At 40.8% G+C, this 17,539-nt stretch carries 18 protein-coding genes; 12 read left to right on the top strand and 6 right to left on the bottom strand.

Going from position 1 to position 17,539, the window contains the following annotated elements; genetic code table 11:
* The first annotated feature begins 196 nt into the window (after nucleotides 1–196).
* The 11 genes from pstS (at nucleotide 197) to hemN (ending at nucleotide 11,957) form a co-directional block, all read left to right on the top strand.
* On the top strand, nucleotides 197–1,240 hold the full coding sequence (gene pstS, locus FVA69_RS01110; protein ID WP_004266120.1) for a phosphate ABC transporter substrate-binding protein PstS: 1,044 nt from the start codon (nucleotides 197–199) through the stop codon (nucleotides 1,238–1,240).
* Nucleotides 1,241–1,370: 130 nt separating this feature from the next.
* Nucleotides 1,371–2,327: a phosphate ABC transporter permease PstC gene (pstC, locus tag FVA69_RS01115; protein ID WP_164529309.1), complete on the top strand. Its 957-nt coding sequence runs from the start codon at nucleotides 1,371–1,373 to the stop codon at nucleotides 2,325–2,327.
* Nucleotide 2,328: 1 nt separating this feature from the next.
* Nucleotides 2,329–3,210, top strand: a complete 882-nt coding sequence (gene pstA, locus FVA69_RS01120; RefSeq protein WP_004266119.1) for a phosphate ABC transporter permease PstA — start codon at nucleotides 2,329–2,331, stop codon at nucleotides 3,208–3,210.
* Nucleotides 3,211–3,248: 38 nt separating this feature from the next.
* The gene (gene pstB, locus FVA69_RS01125) at nucleotides 3,249–4,025 is read left to right on the top strand and encodes a phosphate ABC transporter ATP-binding protein PstB (RefSeq protein ID WP_004262838.1); all 777 of its coding nucleotides are present in this window, start codon (nucleotides 3,249–3,251) and stop codon (nucleotides 4,023–4,025) included.
* Nucleotides 4,026–4,038: 13 nt separating this feature from the next.
* Nucleotides 4,039–4,752 (top strand): phosphate signaling complex protein PhoU, encoded by a 714-nt coding sequence (phoU, locus tag FVA69_RS01130; protein WP_036958602.1) that lies wholly within the window; start codon nucleotides 4,039–4,041, stop codon nucleotides 4,750–4,752.
* A gap of 519 nt (nucleotides 4,753–5,271) precedes the next feature.
* On the top strand, nucleotides 5,272–6,111 hold the full coding sequence (locus tag FVA69_RS01135) for an ABC transporter substrate-binding protein (RefSeq protein WP_004266117.1): 840 nt from the start codon (nucleotides 5,272–5,274) through the stop codon (nucleotides 6,109–6,111).
* 110 nt (nucleotides 6,112–6,221) lie between these two features.
* Entirely contained in the window at nucleotides 6,222–6,974 is a 753-nt protein-coding gene (locus tag FVA69_RS01140; RefSeq protein WP_164528269.1) for an amino acid ABC transporter permease, read from the top strand.
* Nucleotide 6,975: 1 nt separating this feature from the next.
* Nucleotides 6,976–7,728, top strand: a complete 753-nt coding sequence (locus FVA69_RS01145) for an amino acid ABC transporter permease (protein WP_164528270.1) — start codon at nucleotides 6,976–6,978, stop codon at nucleotides 7,726–7,728.
* A gap of 186 nt (nucleotides 7,729–7,914) precedes the next feature.
* Nucleotides 7,915–9,249 carry an NCS2 family permease gene (locus FVA69_RS01150; protein WP_004266114.1) on the top strand — a complete coding sequence of 445 codons (1,335 nt, stop codon included), beginning with the start codon at nucleotides 7,915–7,917 and terminating at the stop codon, nucleotides 9,247–9,249.
* Nucleotides 9,250–9,734: 485 nt separating this feature from the next.
* Nucleotides 9,735–10,250 carry a Der GTPase-activating protein YihI gene (gene yihI / locus FVA69_RS01155; RefSeq protein WP_109912393.1) on the top strand — a complete coding sequence of 172 codons (516 nt, stop codon included), beginning with the start codon at nucleotides 9,735–9,737 and terminating at the stop codon, nucleotides 10,248–10,250.
* 333 nt (nucleotides 10,251–10,583) lie between these two features.
* Nucleotides 10,584–11,957: an oxygen-independent coproporphyrinogen III oxidase gene (hemN, locus tag FVA69_RS01160; protein ID WP_123382640.1), complete on the top strand. Its 1,374-nt coding sequence runs from the start codon at nucleotides 10,584–10,586 to the stop codon at nucleotides 11,955–11,957.
* A 665-nt stretch (nucleotides 11,958–12,622) separates the two neighbouring features.
* On the opposite strand, the gene ampC is transcribed toward hemN, so the two are convergent.
* A complete protein-coding gene (gene ampC, locus FVA69_RS01165) occupies nucleotides 12,623–13,765 on the bottom strand; it encodes a class C beta-lactamase (RefSeq protein WP_117162936.1) in 1,143 nt (380 codons plus the stop codon).
* A 183-nt stretch (nucleotides 13,766–13,948) separates the two neighbouring features.
* Between ampC and FVA69_RS01170 the strand changes: the two genes are divergently transcribed.
* Entirely contained in the window at nucleotides 13,949–14,833 is an 885-nt protein-coding gene (locus FVA69_RS01170) for a LysR family transcriptional regulator (RefSeq protein WP_164528271.1), read from the top strand.
* Between the two features lie 75 nt (nucleotides 14,834–14,908).
* Here FVA69_RS01170 and FVA69_RS01175 read toward each other — a convergent pair whose 3' ends face one another.
* From FVA69_RS01175 to FVA69_RS01195, 5 genes are all read right to left on the bottom strand, one after another.
* A complete protein-coding gene (locus FVA69_RS01175) occupies nucleotides 14,909–15,196 on the bottom strand; it encodes a helix-turn-helix domain-containing protein (protein ID WP_042851462.1) in 288 nt (95 codons plus the stop codon).
* 98 nt (nucleotides 15,197–15,294) lie between these two features.
* On the bottom strand, nucleotides 15,295–15,516 hold the full coding sequence (locus FVA69_RS01180) for a helix-turn-helix domain-containing protein (RefSeq protein ID WP_004266109.1): 222 nt from the start codon (nucleotides 15,514–15,516) through the stop codon (nucleotides 15,295–15,297).
* A gap of 190 nt (nucleotides 15,517–15,706) precedes the next feature.
* Nucleotides 15,707–16,693 (bottom strand): fimbrial protein, encoded by a 987-nt coding sequence (locus tag FVA69_RS01185; RefSeq protein WP_109912397.1) that lies wholly within the window; start codon nucleotides 16,691–16,693, stop codon nucleotides 15,707–15,709.
* Nucleotides 16,690–16,986: a helix-turn-helix domain-containing protein gene (locus FVA69_RS01190; protein WP_164528272.1), complete on the bottom strand. Its 297-nt coding sequence runs from the start codon at nucleotides 16,984–16,986 to the stop codon at nucleotides 16,690–16,692. The genes FVA69_RS01185 and FVA69_RS01190 overlap by 4 nt, the downstream gene beginning before the upstream one ends.
* Nucleotides 16,987–17,030: 44 nt before the next feature.
* The gene (locus tag FVA69_RS01195) at nucleotides 17,031–17,528 is read right to left on the bottom strand and encodes a fimbrial protein (protein ID WP_164528273.1); all 498 of its coding nucleotides are present in this window, start codon (nucleotides 17,526–17,528) and stop codon (nucleotides 17,031–17,033) included.
* Nucleotides 17,529–17,539: the final 11 nt, after the last annotated feature.

Raw genomic sequence — 17,539 nt, forward strand, 5'->3', positions numbered from 1 at the left:
ATAACTAATTGAATTTTAAGTTGTAAAATTGTATTTTTCTTCGTTTTTGTTTTCTCGCCAGTGAAAAAATCAGCAATTGTCATAAAACTGTCATAAAAACGACATGTTGTCGTAACTAAATTGTCCTATTTTTCCTACCGTGACATACACCCAACAATTTTATACTTGATTGTTTCTATACATCCCCGGAGGGATTATGAAAATGACGCGTACCACCTTAGCAAGCGTAATGGCAGCAACTTTATCTCTGACTGCAATGTCTTCTTTTGCTGCTACCAGCCTGACCGGAGCTGGCGCGACCTTTCCTGCTCCTGTTTATGCGAAGTGGGCAGATTCTTATCAGAAAGAAACAGGTAATAAAGTAAACTATCAGGGGATTGGTTCTTCTGGTGGTGTCAAACAAATTAATGCAAAAACAGTTGATTTCGGAGCTTCTGACGCCCCATTAACTGATGAAAAACTCAAAGAAGATGGCTTATTCCAGTTCCCTACGGTTATCGGTGGTGTGGTACTGGCTGTAAATGTAAAAGGTATTGAGTCAGGGCAATTGACTTTAGATGGCAACACATTAGGTGATATCTATTTAGGTAAAATCACTAAATGGAATGACCCAGCAATCGCTAAATTGAATCCAAATGTGAGTTTACCAGACCAAGCTATCGCGGTCGTTAGACGTTCTGACGGTTCGGGTACTACGTTCGTATTCACGAGCTACCTTGCTAAAGTAAGCGCAAGCTGGAAATCAGACGTTGGTGCGGGCTCTACCGTTAACTGGCCGAAAAATAGCGTAGGTGGTAAAGGGAATGATGGCGTTGCAGCTTTCGTACAGCGTCTACCAGGTTCTATCGGTTATGTTGAATATGCATACGCAAAACAGAACAACCTTGCGTATACTAAATTAATCTCCGCTGATGGCGAAGCGGTTTCACCAACGGGTGAAAGCTTCAGCGCAGCAGCGAAGAAAGTGGACTGGTCTAAATCTTTTGCTCAAGATTTAACAAACCGTGATGGTGCGAATGCATGGCCGATAACCTCAACCACATTCATCTTAGTTCACAAGCAGCAAGAGAATGCGGAAAAAGGCAAAGCGGTTCTTGATTTCTTCAACTGGGCTTATGATAAAGGTGGTAAACAAGCGGAAGCACTAGATTACGCAATTTTACCTCAAGAAGTCGTGACCGCAGTACGTGCAGCATGGAAAACAGAAGTTAAAGATAGCCAAGGTAAAGCATTATTCTAGGTGAACTTAGGTTTTCTAAGTGCACTTAGGGTTGGAAATGGCGGGTAAGTGCTGAGGAACAGAGCTTACCCGCTCATCGTTGTAACGCAATCCTGTAGAAAAGAGCAGGAATGAAATGAGAACAAAGCGCATGGCCGAGAAAACAACGGCATTTAGAGCTCCCAGCAAATCAGGTGATGTGATTTTTAGTGCACTGGTAAAGATTGCCGCGCTCATCACTTTGTTAATGCTCGGAGGCATTATTCTTTCCCTTATTTTTGCATCTTGGCCAAGTATGCAGAAGTTTGGGTTTTCGTTTTTGTGGACCAAAGAGTGGGATGCTCCGGCGGAAGAATTCGGTGCTCTTGTGCCTATTTATGGCACTATCGTTACATCGTTAATTGCTCTGATTATCGCAGTACCCGTTAGTTTTGGTATAGCACTATTCCTAACCGAGCTGGCTCCCAATTGGCTAAAACGTCCTCTTGGTATCGCGATTGAACTCCTTGCTGCTATCCCAAGTATCGTTTATGGGATGTGGGGGTTATTTGTCTTTGCACCTTTGTTTGCAGAGTATTTCCAAGAACCAGTTGGTAATGTGATGTCGAGTGTGCCGATTGTCGGTGAACTATTTTCAGGGCCTGCATTCGGAATCGGTATTTTAGCAGCGGGGATTATCCTCGCGATTATGATTATTCCCTATATTGCGTCAGTGATGCGCGATGTATTTGAACAAACTCCTGTGATGATGAAAGAGTCAGCCTACGGGATTGGCTGTACGACATGGGAAGTGATTTGGAATATCGTGCTGCCGTATACCCGCAATGGGGTAATCGGTGGAGTGATGTTAGGTCTTGGCCGTGCACTGGGTGAAACCATGGCGGTTACTTTCGTGATTGGTAATACTTACCAACTTGATAGCGCATCACTGTTTATGCCTGGAAACAGTATTACCTCAGCACTGGCAAATGAATTTGCGGAAGCTGAGAGCGGCTTACATACCTCGGCCTTGATGGAACTTGGACTGATCCTGTTTGTTATCACTTTTATTGTGTTAGCGATTTCCAAGTTAATGGTCATGCGTCTTGCGAAAAATGAGGGCCGTTAAAATGTCGATATCTCAACCTATCGCAGTGAATGAAAAAGAACGAGCTCGTCGTCAAGCGTGGCGTCGCCAAGTTAACAGAATGGCACTACTTGTCTCGATGTTAACTATGGCTTTCGGCTTGTTCTGGTTAGTGTGGATTTTATTTTCTACAGTCACTAAAGGGATTGATGGCATGTCCCTCAATCTGTTTACTGAAATGACTCCACCACCTAATACGGAAGGTGGCGGGTTGGCAAATGCCATCGTAGGTAGTGGCTTATTAATCTTATGGGCGACAGTTATCGGTACGCCTTTAGGGATTTTAGCGGGAATTTATTTAGCTGAATATGGGCGTAAGTCATGGTTAGCTTCAGTCACCCGCTTTATTAATGACATTTTATTATCAGCTCCATCTATCGTTGTAGGGTTGTTTGTGTACACCATTGTGGTTGCTCAAATGCAGCACTTCTCGGGTTGGGCTGGGGTCGTGGCGCTTGCATTGCTGCAAATTCCGATTGTTATTCGAACTACTGAAAATATGTTGAAATTAGTTCCGGATAGCTTGCGTGAAGCCGCTTATGCACTTGGCACACCAAAATGGAAAATGATTTTATCTATTACGCTAAAAGCGTCTGTGTCAGGGATTATCACTGGGATCTTGCTTGCAATTGCACGTATTGCTGGGGAAACCGCACCGCTTCTGTTTACTTCACTGTCAAATCAGTTCTGGAGTACAGATATGAGCGAGCCAATTGCCAACTTACCAGTGACAATCTTCAAATTTGCAATGAGCCCATTCTCTGAATGGCAAGAGCTTGCATGGGCTGGGGTTCTGTTAATTACCTTATGTGTCCTGCTGATTAACATCATTGCACGTGTTGTTTTCGCACAGAAAAAACACTAAGCGCCAGATAAATAAAGATTTAGAGAGAAAAGCAAACCATGATTAATGCAAACGATATTGCAAATAGTAAAATTAAAGTACGTGACCTCAACTTCTATTATGGCAAGTTTCACGCACTGAAAAATATCTCTTTAGACATTGAAAAAAATAAAGTGACTGCATTTATCGGCCCATCAGGCTGTGGTAAATCGACGTTATTACGCACCTTCAATAAAATGTATGAATTGTATGGCGAGCAGCGCGCAGAAGGTGAAATTTTACTGGATGGCCAAAACATCCTGACTGATAAACAAGATATTGCGTTATTGCGCGCGAAAGTCGGAATGGTTTTCCAAAAACCAACACCATTCCCGATGTCTATTTATGACAACATTGCATTTGGTGTGCGTTTATTTGAGAAGTTATCCCGTGTGGAAATGGATGAGCGCGTGCAGTGGGCGTTAACAAAGGCGGCATTATGGAATGAAACCAAAGATAAGTTACACCAAAGTGGTTATAGCTTGTCGGGTGGCCAGCAACAGCGTCTCTGTATTGCTCGTGGTATTGCTATTCGCCCTGAGGTTTTATTGCTAGATGAACCCTGTTCCGCTCTAGACCCTATTTCAACTGGTCGAATTGAAGAACTGATTAGTGAATTAAAATCAGAATACACCGTGGTGATTGTTACCCACAATATGCAACAAGCAGCACGCTGTTCTGACTATACGGCTTTCATGTATTTAGGGGAGTTAGTCGAGTTTAACCATACTGACAAAATGTTTACTACCCCAGAAATGAAGCAAACTGAAGATTATATTACTGGCCGCTACGGTTGATATGGAGCCGACGATGGATACGCTGAATCACAACAAACATATATCGGGGCAGTTCAATGCTGAACTGGAACATATCCATACTGAATTAATGACGATGGGAGGACTGGTCGAAGAGCAGCTTACCAAAGCCATTACGGCCATGCATAATCAGGATGAAGCCCTAGCACGTGAAGTTATCGAAAATGACCATAAAGTCAATATGATGGAAGTGGCCATTGATGAAGAATGCGTTAAAATCATCGCGAAACGCCAACCAACGGCGAGTGATTTGCGCCTGATTATGGCGATTTCAAAAACGATTGCTGAGCTGGAAAGAATCGGTGATGTTGCGGACAAAATCTGTCAAACCGCATTGGAAAAATTTTCTCATCAACACCAGCCCTTGTTAGTGAGTTTGGAATCATTAGGCCGTCATACAGTACAAATGCTACATGATGTATTAGATGCGTTCGCTCGAATGGATCTTGAAGAAGCGATTCGTATCTACCGTGAAGATGAGAAAGTTGACCAAGAGTATGAGGGCATCGTACGTCAATTGATGACCTACATGATGGAAGACCCACGAACGATCCCAAGTGTATTAACAGCACTATTCTGTGCTCGTTCAATTGAGCGCATCGGTGACCGTTGCCAAAACATCTGTGAGTTTATTTTCTACTATGTGAAGGGGCAGGATTTCCGTCATGTGGGTGGGGATAGTCTTGAGAAGATGTTAACGAATAAATAATTACTCGAATACTCGTCATATTTCGTGCTGTGGCGGTGTTGGCTTCGCTCGGCTACTCGGGTCACATACTGGTGTATGCTCCCCGATATATCCTTGCTTGCCGCCTAGCCACAACACGAACTATTTAGAGTATTAATGTATGAGGTTAATGTATTAAATACTCGTCATACTTCAAGCTGTGGTTCTAATATTTGAACTCGGCTACTTGGGTCACATACTGATGTATGCTCCCCGAGATATCCTTGCTTGCCGCCTAGCCACAATACGAACTATTTAGAGTATTAAGCTACAACTCCAATCATTTGTCTCAATCTCTTCTACCGACTTTCTTCTTGCTCGATAAGAGTCTATTGATGGTTTAACCATGTCTGGGGCACCTTGTTATCAAGGTGGCTTTTTTTGTCTCCGTTAATATTCCATTTGGTTATAAATATATTATTTAATATTATTTCAAGTGCTAAGTAATAGTTGATAGCGTGTGATGGTCGATTTACAAAAATTTACCGTCAGGGGTGTTCAATGAAAGCTCGTATTCTAACGACTGTTTTACTTACAGGTTTAGCGCTGACAGCGAATGTCGCTAGCGCAGATAAATTAGATGATATCAAACAAGCGGGTGTGATCCGCATTTCTGTGTTTGATAGCAATCCACCATTTGGCTTTATTGACCCACAAACTAAAAAATTAGCGGGCTATGATGTGGATATCGCACAAGAAATTGCAGATAGCTTAGGGGTAAAACTTGAGCTTCGTCCCACTAACCCAGCAAACCGTATCCCACTTCTGACTTCGGGCAAAGTTGACCTGATTGGCGCTAATTTCACCATTACTGATGAGCGCGCAAAGCAAGTTGATTTTTCTATCCCTGATTTTGCGACAGGCCAAAAATTTATTGCCCGTAAAGGCGTATTAAAAACCCCTGACGATATCAAACCACTACGTATTGGTGCAGATAAAGGCACTGTGCAGGAAGTGACTTTACGTGAACGTTTCCCTGATACAAAGGTAATTTCGTACGATGATACGCCGCAAGCATTCGCTGCACTGCGTAATGGCAACGTCCAAGCTATCACACAAGATGATGCGAAACTGGTTGGTTTATTAGGTAATTTACCTGAAAAAGTGAAAGCAGATTTTGAGATTTCCCCATTTAGCCTGACGAAAGAATACCAAGCATTGGCAGCAAGCAAAGGTGAAACCCGTTTGGTTGAAAACGTCAACGAAACATTGTTGAAACTGGAGAAAGACGGTAAAGCCGAGGTAATTTATAACCGTTGGTTTGGCCCAGATACTAAAGCTGCACAGCCACGCGGGGACTTTAAATTTGCGCCACTGAGTGAGCAACAACCTCAGTCTTAACGGGTAGCGGTAAATATTCAGTGATATGAAGCCCTGCACTCTGTGCGGGGTTCTTGGTTATAAGGGATGCGTTTTTAATCACAGGCTGTGAAGGCAATAGGTCGTGAACAATGTTTGAAAAATTTTTGAGTGGTGATTTTTGGTCTGCCCATTTATTGGCCCCCGAGTATCTAGAATGGTTTGGCTACGGTTTTTTGATCACCGTTTGGATCTCGATTTGTACCATTGTTGCAGCCACTGCATTGGGTTTTATAGTTGCATCAGCAAAGGATAGTCAAATTGCTCCTGTGCGTTGGGCCGTGAGTATCTACATCTCTATTTTTAGAAATACGCCTTTGTTGGTGCAGTTATTCTTTTGGTATTTTGCTTCCGGTGAAATTTTACCCTCTGCTGCAATGGAATGGCTAAATACTCCCCATGAAATCCATTTATTTGGAATAACCGTGGGTTGGCCGTCATTTGAATTCTTAGCGGGTTTTATTGGTTTGACCTTGTATACCGTCCCTTTTATTGCCGAAGAAATTCGCGCTGGGATCCGTGGTGTTCGCCAAGGGCAAAAATATGTCGCGTTTGCTTTAGGATTAACGTCATGGCAGGCCATGAAATTAGTGGTATTACCGCAAGCCGTTAAAATCGCCATGCCTCCGCTACTGGGCCAATATATGAATGTGGTGAAAAACTCATCGTTAACGATGGCCATCGGTGTCGCAGAACTGTCTTATGTCTCTCGTCAGGTTGATAGCCAGACACTGCAAACCTTTACTGCCTTTGGGGTAGCGACAGTATTGTACATTGCTATTATTGCAGTAATGGAGGGGTGGGGCCAGTGGCGCCAGCAGCGTAATTTGGCTCAGGGGGTATAAAATGGATTTTTCAGTTATTGAGCAGAACTGGCAATATTTATTATTCGGTACTTTCCCTGATGGACCACTTGAAGGCGCAGCGCTGACGCTAGTCATTAGCTTACTTGCCGGTGCGGCCTCCATTGTATTAGGGACATTGGGCGGAATAGCCTTAGCCATGCTACGAGGCTTCTGGGTTAACCTGTTCGCCGCAGTTTTAGGATTTTTTCGTGCAATTCTCGTCATTATGTTGATTTTTTGGACCTATTTCCTGTTGCCAATCTTATTGGGTATGGAAATTCCGGGTATTGCAACGGTAGTATGCGCATTGGCATTGATTACCTCCGCATATTTGGCTCATGCTGTGAAAGCGGGCATTTTAGCAATAGGAGCAGGGCAGTGGCAGGCAGGTTTATCCTTGGGGTTTAGCCGCTGGCAGGTATTATGGAATATCGTGTTACCACAAGCCTTACGCATGATGGTACCGTCATTTATTAACCAGTGGGTAGCATTAATTAAAGACACCTCATTAGCCTATGTTGTTGGTGTTGCGGAGCTTTCTTTCTTAGCAACCCAAGTGAACAACCGTGAAATGGTTTATCCTCTCGAAGTTTTCTTATTCGTTGCATTTATTTATTTTGTGATGTGCTTTGCGGTAGAAATTATTGCGAATAGAGTGGCGAAAAAGCTCAGTGCACAGCATCAACCCCAAAAACTGGCTGCGAAACATCGTTTATTGTTTTGGCGTCGACAAAAATTGTTAGCACTTTCCTAAATCAAAAGTGGTGGTGAAATACCCACCATTTTTTCACTCCACTATTTTGGGTTATTTTTATTATTTCATCTTGGCGTATCAGTTAGTTAGGACATTTTGGCTCCTTGCAGTTTACGCAATCGTTTTCTTTTGTGGTTTTTAATTGTAGTATAGGGCGAAAAAAACTTTTTTTGGGCGCAATATCTAATGAGTAATCAATCTTCTAGCTCGGCACAACCGCAGGGCTTGTTTCAGCGTGTTTTTAAATTGCAAGAGCACGGCACGACAGCACGGACAGAAGTTGTTGCAGGCTTCACCACCTTCCTGACGATGGTATATATCGTCTTTGTTAACCCTCAAATACTCTCAGTTGCAGGCATGGACATCAAAGCCGTGTTTGTGACCACCTGTTTAATTGCGGCAATTGGTAGCATTTTAATGGGGCTACTGGCAAATTTACCGATTGCTGTTGCACCCGCGATGGGCTTGAATGCCTTTTTTGCTTTTGTTGTTGTAGGGGCGATGGGGTATTCATGGGAAGTTGCTATGGGCGCCGTATTTTGGGGGGCTGTCGGCTTATTTATTCTGACACTATTCCGCATACGTTATTGGATTATCGCTAACATTCCTTTGAGTCTTCGCGTCGGGATCACCAGTGGTATCGGCCTATTTATTGCGATGATGGGGCTGAAAAACTCCGGCATTATTGTGGCTAACCCGGACACGTTAGTTTCTATCGGTAACTTGACTCACCATAATGTTTGGCTGGGAGCTCTCGGGTTCTTTATTATTGCCATCTTAGCGGCACGTAATATTCATGCCGCGGTATTAGTTTCTATTGCGGTGACCACTTTGATTGGTCTGGCTCTGGGAGATGTAAAATATTCTGGGATATTCTCAATGCCGCCAAGTATCACGAGTGTCGTGGGGCAGGTTGATTTCTCTGGTTCTTTAGATTTAGCGTTATCCGGTGTGATTTTTGCCTTTATGCTAGTCAATTTGTTTGACTCATCAGGTACCATGATTGGGGTGACTGACAAAGCGGGTATCACCAATGAACGCGGGACTTTCCCTCGAATGAAACAAGCTTTATATGTAGACAGCTTGAGTTCTGTCGCAGGTTCAGCGATGGGAACATCTTCAGTCACTGCATATATTGAAAGTTCTTCAGGTGTTTCTGTTGGTGGGCGTACAGGTTTAACCGCGATCGTCGTTGGTGTTTTATTCCTATTGACTATGTTTATCTCACCTCTTGCAGGTATGGTTCCAGCTTATGCAACTGCGGGAGCCTTGATTTACGTGGGCGTGCTGATGACATCAAGCCTAACTCGCGTGAAATGGGATGACTTAACTGAGTCTGTACCCGCATTTATTACTGCAGTGATGATGCCATTTAGTTTCTCGATTACTGAAGGTATTGCGTTGGGCTTTATTGCTTACTGTGCAATGAAAATTGGTACTGGTCGCTGGCGTGATCTGGGTTTGTGTGTGATTTTAGTCGCGGCGATGTTTTTGTTAAAAATGATCCTAGTCGACGCCTAAAATGCGCTTCATATTTTGAACTGTAGCGGTGTTGGCTGCGTTTGCTAACCCTAGTCACATACTTTTGTATGCTCCTAGGGATTAGCAATTCTTGCCGCCTTGCTACAGCTCAAACTATTTAGCGCATTAATCTTCGTCATACTTCAAGCTGTGGCGTTGCTGTCTTCTCTCGGCTACTCGGGTCACATACTTATGTATGCTCCCCGAGATAACCTCGATTGACGCCTAGCCACAACTTGAATTATTTAGAATTATTTAATGAGTTAATCATTTCTCTTTTTGTTATTTGAACCTCCATGCTCTAAATAATTTGTGTTGCATGAGTGTACATGCAACACAAATTATTTAAGGTATAATCATTAAAGTACTATTGCGAAGGCAGGGTGGAGTAAAAAATCCGCTGAAATTGCAAACTAGTGCTTTCCCCCTTTATGGGATCCTGCTAGATTTCGCAGCAGAAACTGACTTTATCAAGGTATCAGACCATGAATGCACCAAAAAAAGCGGCTGCTAAGCCAAAGAAAAAATACCGTAAAACTAAAGAAGAGATAAATGCGGAAGGCCGTGAGCGTAAGCGTGAGAAAAAACATCGCGGTCATAAGTCTGGCAGCCGTTATGTAGAACAGGCTTCTAATAAGCAAAATGGTGGGCAAAATACTTCAACCGACCCACGTTTAGGTAGCAAAAAGCCAGTGCCTTTAATTGTGGATGAAAAACAGGTCACGAAACCTGCGGTTGAGAAAAAACAGCCAGCTGTTAAAGAAAAACTGACACCAGAAAAAGAGCTGGAAATGCTGGAAAGCGATGACCGTTTAGATAGCATTTTGGCACGCCTAGAAGATGGCGAAACCATCACGGCGCAAGAACAAGAATATGTTGATACTTGTTTAGACCGTATCGATGAGCTGATGAATATTCTCGGTATTGAATATAGCGAAGAAGAAGAGGAAGAAGACGAAGAAAAACTTGATGACATTATGCGCATCTTAAAAAGTAAATAATTTCGTTTAAAAGATCCCTCGCGCTAGCGGGGGATTTGGCTATTTTTTCTGCTAACTCACTTTTCTTTGATGTTGCATCAAGTCTCTTTTCTCTAACATATTTATACTCGTCATATTTTAAAGCTGCAGCGTTGTTGACTATGTTCATTCGCACTAGTCATATACTTATGTATACTCCTAGCGACTCATTCACTTGTCGCCTAGCTGCAACTCGAAATATTTAGAGTCTATAATGCTTATGCAGGTTATAAAATTTTCACTCTCATCGAATAACAAATTAAATAGAGTGAAGTCATCGTTATAGTTTGAGCTTTTGGTCAATTGAGGAATGTTATGTCAGAGCAAAATATTGTTTGGGATCTTTCTCTCATTCAAAAATACAATTATTCAGGGCCACGTTATACTTCGTACCCCACCGCCTTGGAATTTAATCAAGAGTACGATGAGAATGCGTTTGTTCAAGCAACGCAGCGTTATCCTGATCGCCCCTTATCGCTCTATGTTCATATTCCTTTTTGCCATAAACTTTGTTATTTCTGTGGCTGTAATAAATTAGTGACACGCCAAAAACATAAAGCCGATGAATATCTTCAAGTAATTGAAAAAGAAATTATTCAGCGCGCAGCGTTATTAAAAAACCGCATCGTGACACAAATGCATTGGGGCGGTGGTACTCCAACTTATCTCGATAAAGCTCAAGTCAGCCATTTGGTTGGTTTATTGAAAAAACACTTTAATTTTGCGGATGATGTGGAAATGTCGATTGAAGTCGACCCGCGTGAAATTGAACTGGATATGATAGACCACTTACGCCATGAAGGGTTTAATCGTCTAAGTATGGGAGTGCAGGATTTTAATAAAGAAGTTCAGGTACTGGTTAACCGTGAACAGGACGAAGATTTTATTTTCGCCTTAATTAAACGGGCTAAAGAGATGGGGTTTACCTCGACAAGTATTGATTTAATTTATGGTTTACCTAAGCAAACACCTGAAAGCTTTGCATTTACCCTAAAGAAAGTGGCTGAATTATCACCAGATCGTTTAAGTGTGTTCAATTATGCGCACTTACCTAATTTATTTGCTGCGCAGCGTAAAATTAAAGACGCTGATTTACCAAGTGCGGAGCAAAAACTCGATATTCTGCAAGACACAATTGCGACTCTCACCAGAGATGGTTATCAATTTATTGGTATGGATCACTTTGCACGCCCTGAGGATGAACTTGCCGTGGCACAACGGGAAGGCATTCTGCACCGTAATTTTCAAGGTTACACCACCCAAGGAGATTGTGATTTACTGGGGTTAGGGGTTTCTGCGATCAGTATGTTAGGTGATAACTACGCACAAAATCAGAAAGATTTGAAAACCTATTATGCGCAAGTTGAAGAGCAAGGTCACGCGCTGTGGCGTGGACTCGCCTTAACCGATGATGATTGTCTACGCCGCGATGTCATCAAAACCTTAATCTGTAACTTCCAATTGAGTTTCGCGCAAATCGAAGAGTTATATCCGATAGATTTTAAATCTTACTTTAAGGAAGATTTAGAACTGCTGAAACCAATGGCTGAAGATGGGCTGGTTGAAATAACAGATAAAGGTATTAAAGTGACACCACAAGGACGTTTACTTATTCGTAATATTTGCATGTGTTTTGATGTGTATTTGCGTAATCAGATGAGGCAGCGGCAGTTTTCCCGCGTCATCTAAATGCTCTTCATATTTCGTCCTGTCGCGTTGTTGTCTTCATTCAGCCACACGGGTCACATACTTAGTGTATGCTCCCCGCGCTGTCTTCATTTCGACGCCTAGCGACAGAACGAACTATTTAGAGCATCTAATCTTTGTCATATTTCGTGCTGCCACGCTGTTGTCTTCATTCAGCCACACGGGTCACATACTTAGTGTATGCTCCCCGCGCTGTCTTCATTTCGACGCCTAGCGACAGAACGAACTATTTAGAGCATCTAATCTTTGTCATATTTCGTGCTGTCGCGTTGTTGTCTTCATTCAGCCACATGGGTCACATACTTAGTGTATGCTCCCCGCGCTGTCTTCATTTCGACGCCTAGCGACAGAACGAACTATTTAGAGCATCTAATCTTTGTCATATTTCGTGCTGCCACGTTGTTGTCTTCATTCAGCCACACGGGTCACATACTTCGTGTATGCTCCCCGCGCTGTCTTCATTTCGACGCCTAGCGACAGAACGAACTATTTAGAGCATCTAATCTTTGTCATATTTCGTGCTGCCACGTTGTTGTCTTCATTCAGCCACATGGGTCACATACTTAGTGTATGCTCCCCGCGCTGTCTTCATTTCGACGCCTAGTGACAGAACGAACTATTTAGAGCATCTAATCTTAGTCAGAAATCTATTCATTAATTTTTTCAATTAATTGATAAGTCGCGGTAATGCGGTCAGGGATTGGATACCATTTGTTGGACAAAATCACCACCGCGATTCGGTCTTCAGGAATAAATGCCGCATAGGCTGCAAAACCATTGGTTGAACCTGTTTTATTGTAAAAAGCCTGAGTTTCAGGTGGCATTACAGGATGGATAGCTTCAACTTTTTGCGGTGTGAGCGCCATTTCATCTCGGTTACCTTGCTGTAATTGAGCAAGAGATACTGGCCATGAATAGCTTTCCCACATCATATCTTGCATAAATGAATCGGTCATGTAGAACCCCGTATGTGTGTTCTCTACGGCTTCCTGCCACGGTTTAGCGACTTTCTTCGTTTGTATATTAATATCTAAGAAGCGAATTAGATCTTTAGCATTAGATTTTAAACCATAAGATTCAGCATCTAAAATTTGTGGTGTCACACGAACGGGTTGATCGTTCTTATTATAACCTTGGGCATAATTTTTCTGTTGGTTTTTAGGCACATGAATATAAGTATGTTTTAATCCAAGTGCAGGCAACATCAATTTTTCCATCGCTTGTTCAAATGGCATTTTGAGTTGTTTTGCTGTAACGATACCGAGTAATCCCACACCAAGATTTGAATAAGAGCGATATTGCCCAATGGCTTTGGTCGGTTTCCACTGCTGGTAATAACGGATTAATTCCGCTGAATTCGTAATACTATCAGGCACAAATAACGATAAACCCGAAGTGTGTGTAGCCAAGTTCATTACTGTCACTTGGTCGAAAGCAGACCCTTTTAATTCAGGAAGATAGTGGCTTACCTTTTGCGAAAAATCGAGTTTTCCTTGGTTTTGTGCATAGGCTGCGAGTGTAGCAGTAAAGGTTTTAGATAAAGAGCCAATCTCAAATAAAGTCTCATCACTGACAGGGACTGAACTTTGCTTAGACTGCACACCATAGTGATAAATATAGTGTTTTCCATCAACAGAAATGGCTACAGACATTCCGGGGATCTGCTTTTGTTCCATTAGAGGTTTAATTATATTATCGACATCTTTTTGTGTGAATGCATGGGTGGATAGTGTCGTTAATGCCACACTGAGAGCGACAAAAATTCGCCCCTGACGAAAAAGATTTTTCATAGAGTTATTCCAATAAGTACAAGTTTAAGTTATTGCTGACAGGAACAGGAAAGCACTTCATAGCAAGTGTAAAGTGCTTTAATATACGGTTTTCAGCGGGTAGTCCGTGGTTGAAAAATAGTATGCATGCTTTCAAGCATTATTCAAAACGATATAAAATTCGATGAGGTAAAAGAAAATCTTATGGCAGAAAATTATCGTCATCGGCTACCCCTCAATGCACTTAGGGCATTTGAAGCTTCCGCACGGCATTTAAGCTTTACACGAGCCGGAATAGAATTGAATGTCACTCAGGCCGCTGTCAGTCAACAAGTTAGGCTGTTAGAGGAGCAACTGGGACTTGAACTGTTTATTCGCTTACCTCGAGGGTTGGCATTAACCGAAGAAGGCTTTGCGTTGCTGCCCGTATTGAGCCGCTCTTTTGACCAAATAGAGTCACTATTACTGCAATTTGAGGATGGCCATTATAGAGAAGCTTTAAGTATTTCAGTGGTCGGTACATTTGCGGTGGGTTGGTTATTACCAAGGCTAACGCAATTCTCTGAACGATATCCTTATATTGATTTACGCATTATGACCCATAACAATGTAGTAAATTTAGCTGCTGAAGGCGTTGATTTTGCTATTCGTTTTGGTGAAGGATTATGGCCACTAGTAGAAAATACACCACTGTTTTCAACTGCGCATACTGTGCTTTGTTCAGAGAAAGTTGCAAATCAGCTGAAACATCCGTTAGATTTAAAATCCCACCAGTTAATGCGTTCATATCGTAAAGATGAATGGGAGAAATGGTTTTTAGCCGCAGAAGTGGAACCATGGCGTGTCAAAGGGCCTGTATTTGATTCATCGCGTTTGATGATTGAAGCTGCGCTATTAACCGACGGTGTAGCGTTGGTGCCAAGTTGCATGTTCAACCATGAATTAAGTGCAGGGGTGTTAGTTCAACCTTTTGATATATCCGTAACTCTGGGGGGATATTGGCTAAGTCGTTTAAAATCGAGAGCTATGACACCGGCGATGGCGATATTTCATAATTGGTTGGTGGATGAATCTAAAAAAGAACAATAAGTCGGTGCTATACTATAAATAGAAATAGCACCGAGATTTAATTTACTAGCATAATATAATGCTCATATTTAGAAGTTAAAATACCAGAGCTTCAGCCGAGAAATAATTCTTTTTGCTAATAGGGAGCTCTGTACTATTAATCTCTGTGACGGCTGTAGTAAAGAAATAGGTTGGTGAAACATTAAATATTTGTGCCAATTGGTAAATGGTATCGACATGAATATTAACCTCACCATTTTCATAGCGTGATTGATGTTGTTGGCTAATACCTAATAACATGCTTAATTCTTTACCACTCATTCCGTGACTTTCTCTTAATGACCTTATTTTTAAACCGACAGATTTAGATATTTTTCGTTTCATAATGTTCTCTCTAACTTATTTAATATTGTAATGTGAATATAATTAAATATTATTAATGTAATTTGTTTTTCTAGTGTTATGTATTATTACTTAATTTATTAAATATCAATAGATTGAAAAAATGATTGAATATCAATCTCAAAATATGTTGCATACTGGAACAGTCTATCTAACGTTATTCTATTTATACCTCTTTCATATCGTGATTGCTGTTGTGGGCTGATGCCAATAACCTCTGATAGTTCATTAATTGAAAGCCCATTCGTTTTTCGATAAAAAAGTATTTTTTTACCAATTAGGTGAGATGTTGAATAAGACATATAGACTCCTAAAATTATATTTTTTATTGCTAACTAGACACTATGTAAAGATTATATATCTATATTAACCATTTTTATTAAATAGTAAATTTGCTATTTATCAATTGTTCGATGATATTTTTCGATGTTAGCAATAAAAATCAAATTGTAGGTAAATTAACCTCTTTTTATGATTGATGTTGAGTGTTATTTATTCATATCTTATATTAACTGACGCTGTTGAATTTGCGGCTCCTGCAGTTATATTATTAGCAGTTTTAATATATCGAGCTTTCCAATTAAAAATATAGTCGCCACCTGCAACATTATTTTGCAAAGTAAACTTTGAATTAAGCTTTATTGGGTTGCTGTTTCTATCTAATAATTGAATGGCGATTCCGGTCGCTTGCCCTTGTCCTGACAGTTTAATTTTCCCTGTATTAGTATCAACATACCCAGCACTACTTGTCACTGTCACTTTTAGATTAGTGCCTGCAGCACAGCTTAATGTAATGGGTATATTGACACTATTGCTAGTCGTACCAATTGCTTTAAATTGAGTATCGTACCAAGTTCCCAAATTAACCGTATAACTATTCGCTTTTGTCGAACACTTTAATACATTAATTTTGATTGCACCTGCTGGAATATTCAACGATGTTAAATTCCACGTACTGTTATGTGGTGCAGGGTTACGCTGTGTTAGTCTTCCCACATGCCCTGCCTTTAAATTTCCGCCCTGTGTGACTTGTCCTGTTTTTTTGATAGTAATAGTCCAATATGGGTTAGGAATACCCCAAGCAGCTGGGTTAGCTAATGTTGGTGGTCCATAACGTGTGTTCAAGAAACCAATTTCCGTTGCTTTTACTTGAATGCTGATGCCCGGTATATTACTGGCTGCAATTTTATTACCGTTTGGTACCCAACCATTCACATAATCAGCATGTAAATAGGCATCACCGCATTGGCCATTACTTTTTGGGCCTGAAAATGTATTGACTTGTGAGCCTTTAAAATTGACTCGAATAGTATCGAGGTCTCGTGCTCCTGTATCGTCATATTGTAATGAATAGGTTTTCGTAGGTACATTAACCACAACATTTCGTAAGTTCGGGTTTTGAATACAGGCCGCTTGTGTATACGCAGAATAAGCAAAAACTGAACCTATTATTATCAGTAATATTTTCTTTTTAGTCATAAAACATCCTTAAAATTTACTTTTTTATTTAAATATTTTTCTTTTGCATGCTCAATCTCATTGATCTCCCTAGAATTGAAAATAAAAAAAGCTATAATATCAATTTCAAATATCTTAGAGTAATGATAAAGCCTATCAATATTAATTCGATTAATACCACGCTCATAGCGTGATTGTTGTTGTTCACTAACGCCTATTATTTTAGATAAACTCTCTAATGTCATGCCTTTCATTTTTCGGTAATAGGTAATTTTATTGCCAATTATTCTTGATATAGGATAGTAATTAGGCATACTGCTTTCTCCTATTAAAACTAATATAATAGAAATAAATTTAACTATTGATAAGTAAATGTAAATTCTAAATGGCTTTTAAATGAGCCTGCAACCATACCATTTCCATATCCTGAAACTCTTGCAGACAGAGGAATTTCAACATTTCGTGTTTGTGTATTAACATTCGCAGTAATCGTATCACCATTTTTTATTGTTGTTTTATTGGTAGTATTGGCTAAATTTAATGCCACATTTTTCGCCGTACCATTATTAATAAAATGTTCCGTGACTGTTGCATCCGGAGTGCCAGATATTTTCATTACAGCTATAGTGGTACCGACAGGGCAATTTTTTAGCTTCACGGAAAAATTAACCCACGGAGATTTCTGAGTATCTTTGATATTCCAAATATTAATTTTTTTCAAATCAATTAAATAATTATTTTTTTCGACTTCACAAGGAGCAGCAATAACGACACCATGTACTTTAATATTTGCTGTTAGCCCAAAAGCGGTTAAAGAGCTACTCATTAGCGATAGTAATAGGATTAACTGTCTCATATTATTCTCTC

This window comes from Providencia sp. PROV004, assembly GCF_011045615.1.
GTDB classification, from domain to species: domain Bacteria; phylum Pseudomonadota; class Gammaproteobacteria; order Enterobacterales; family Enterobacteriaceae; genus Providencia; species Providencia rettgeri.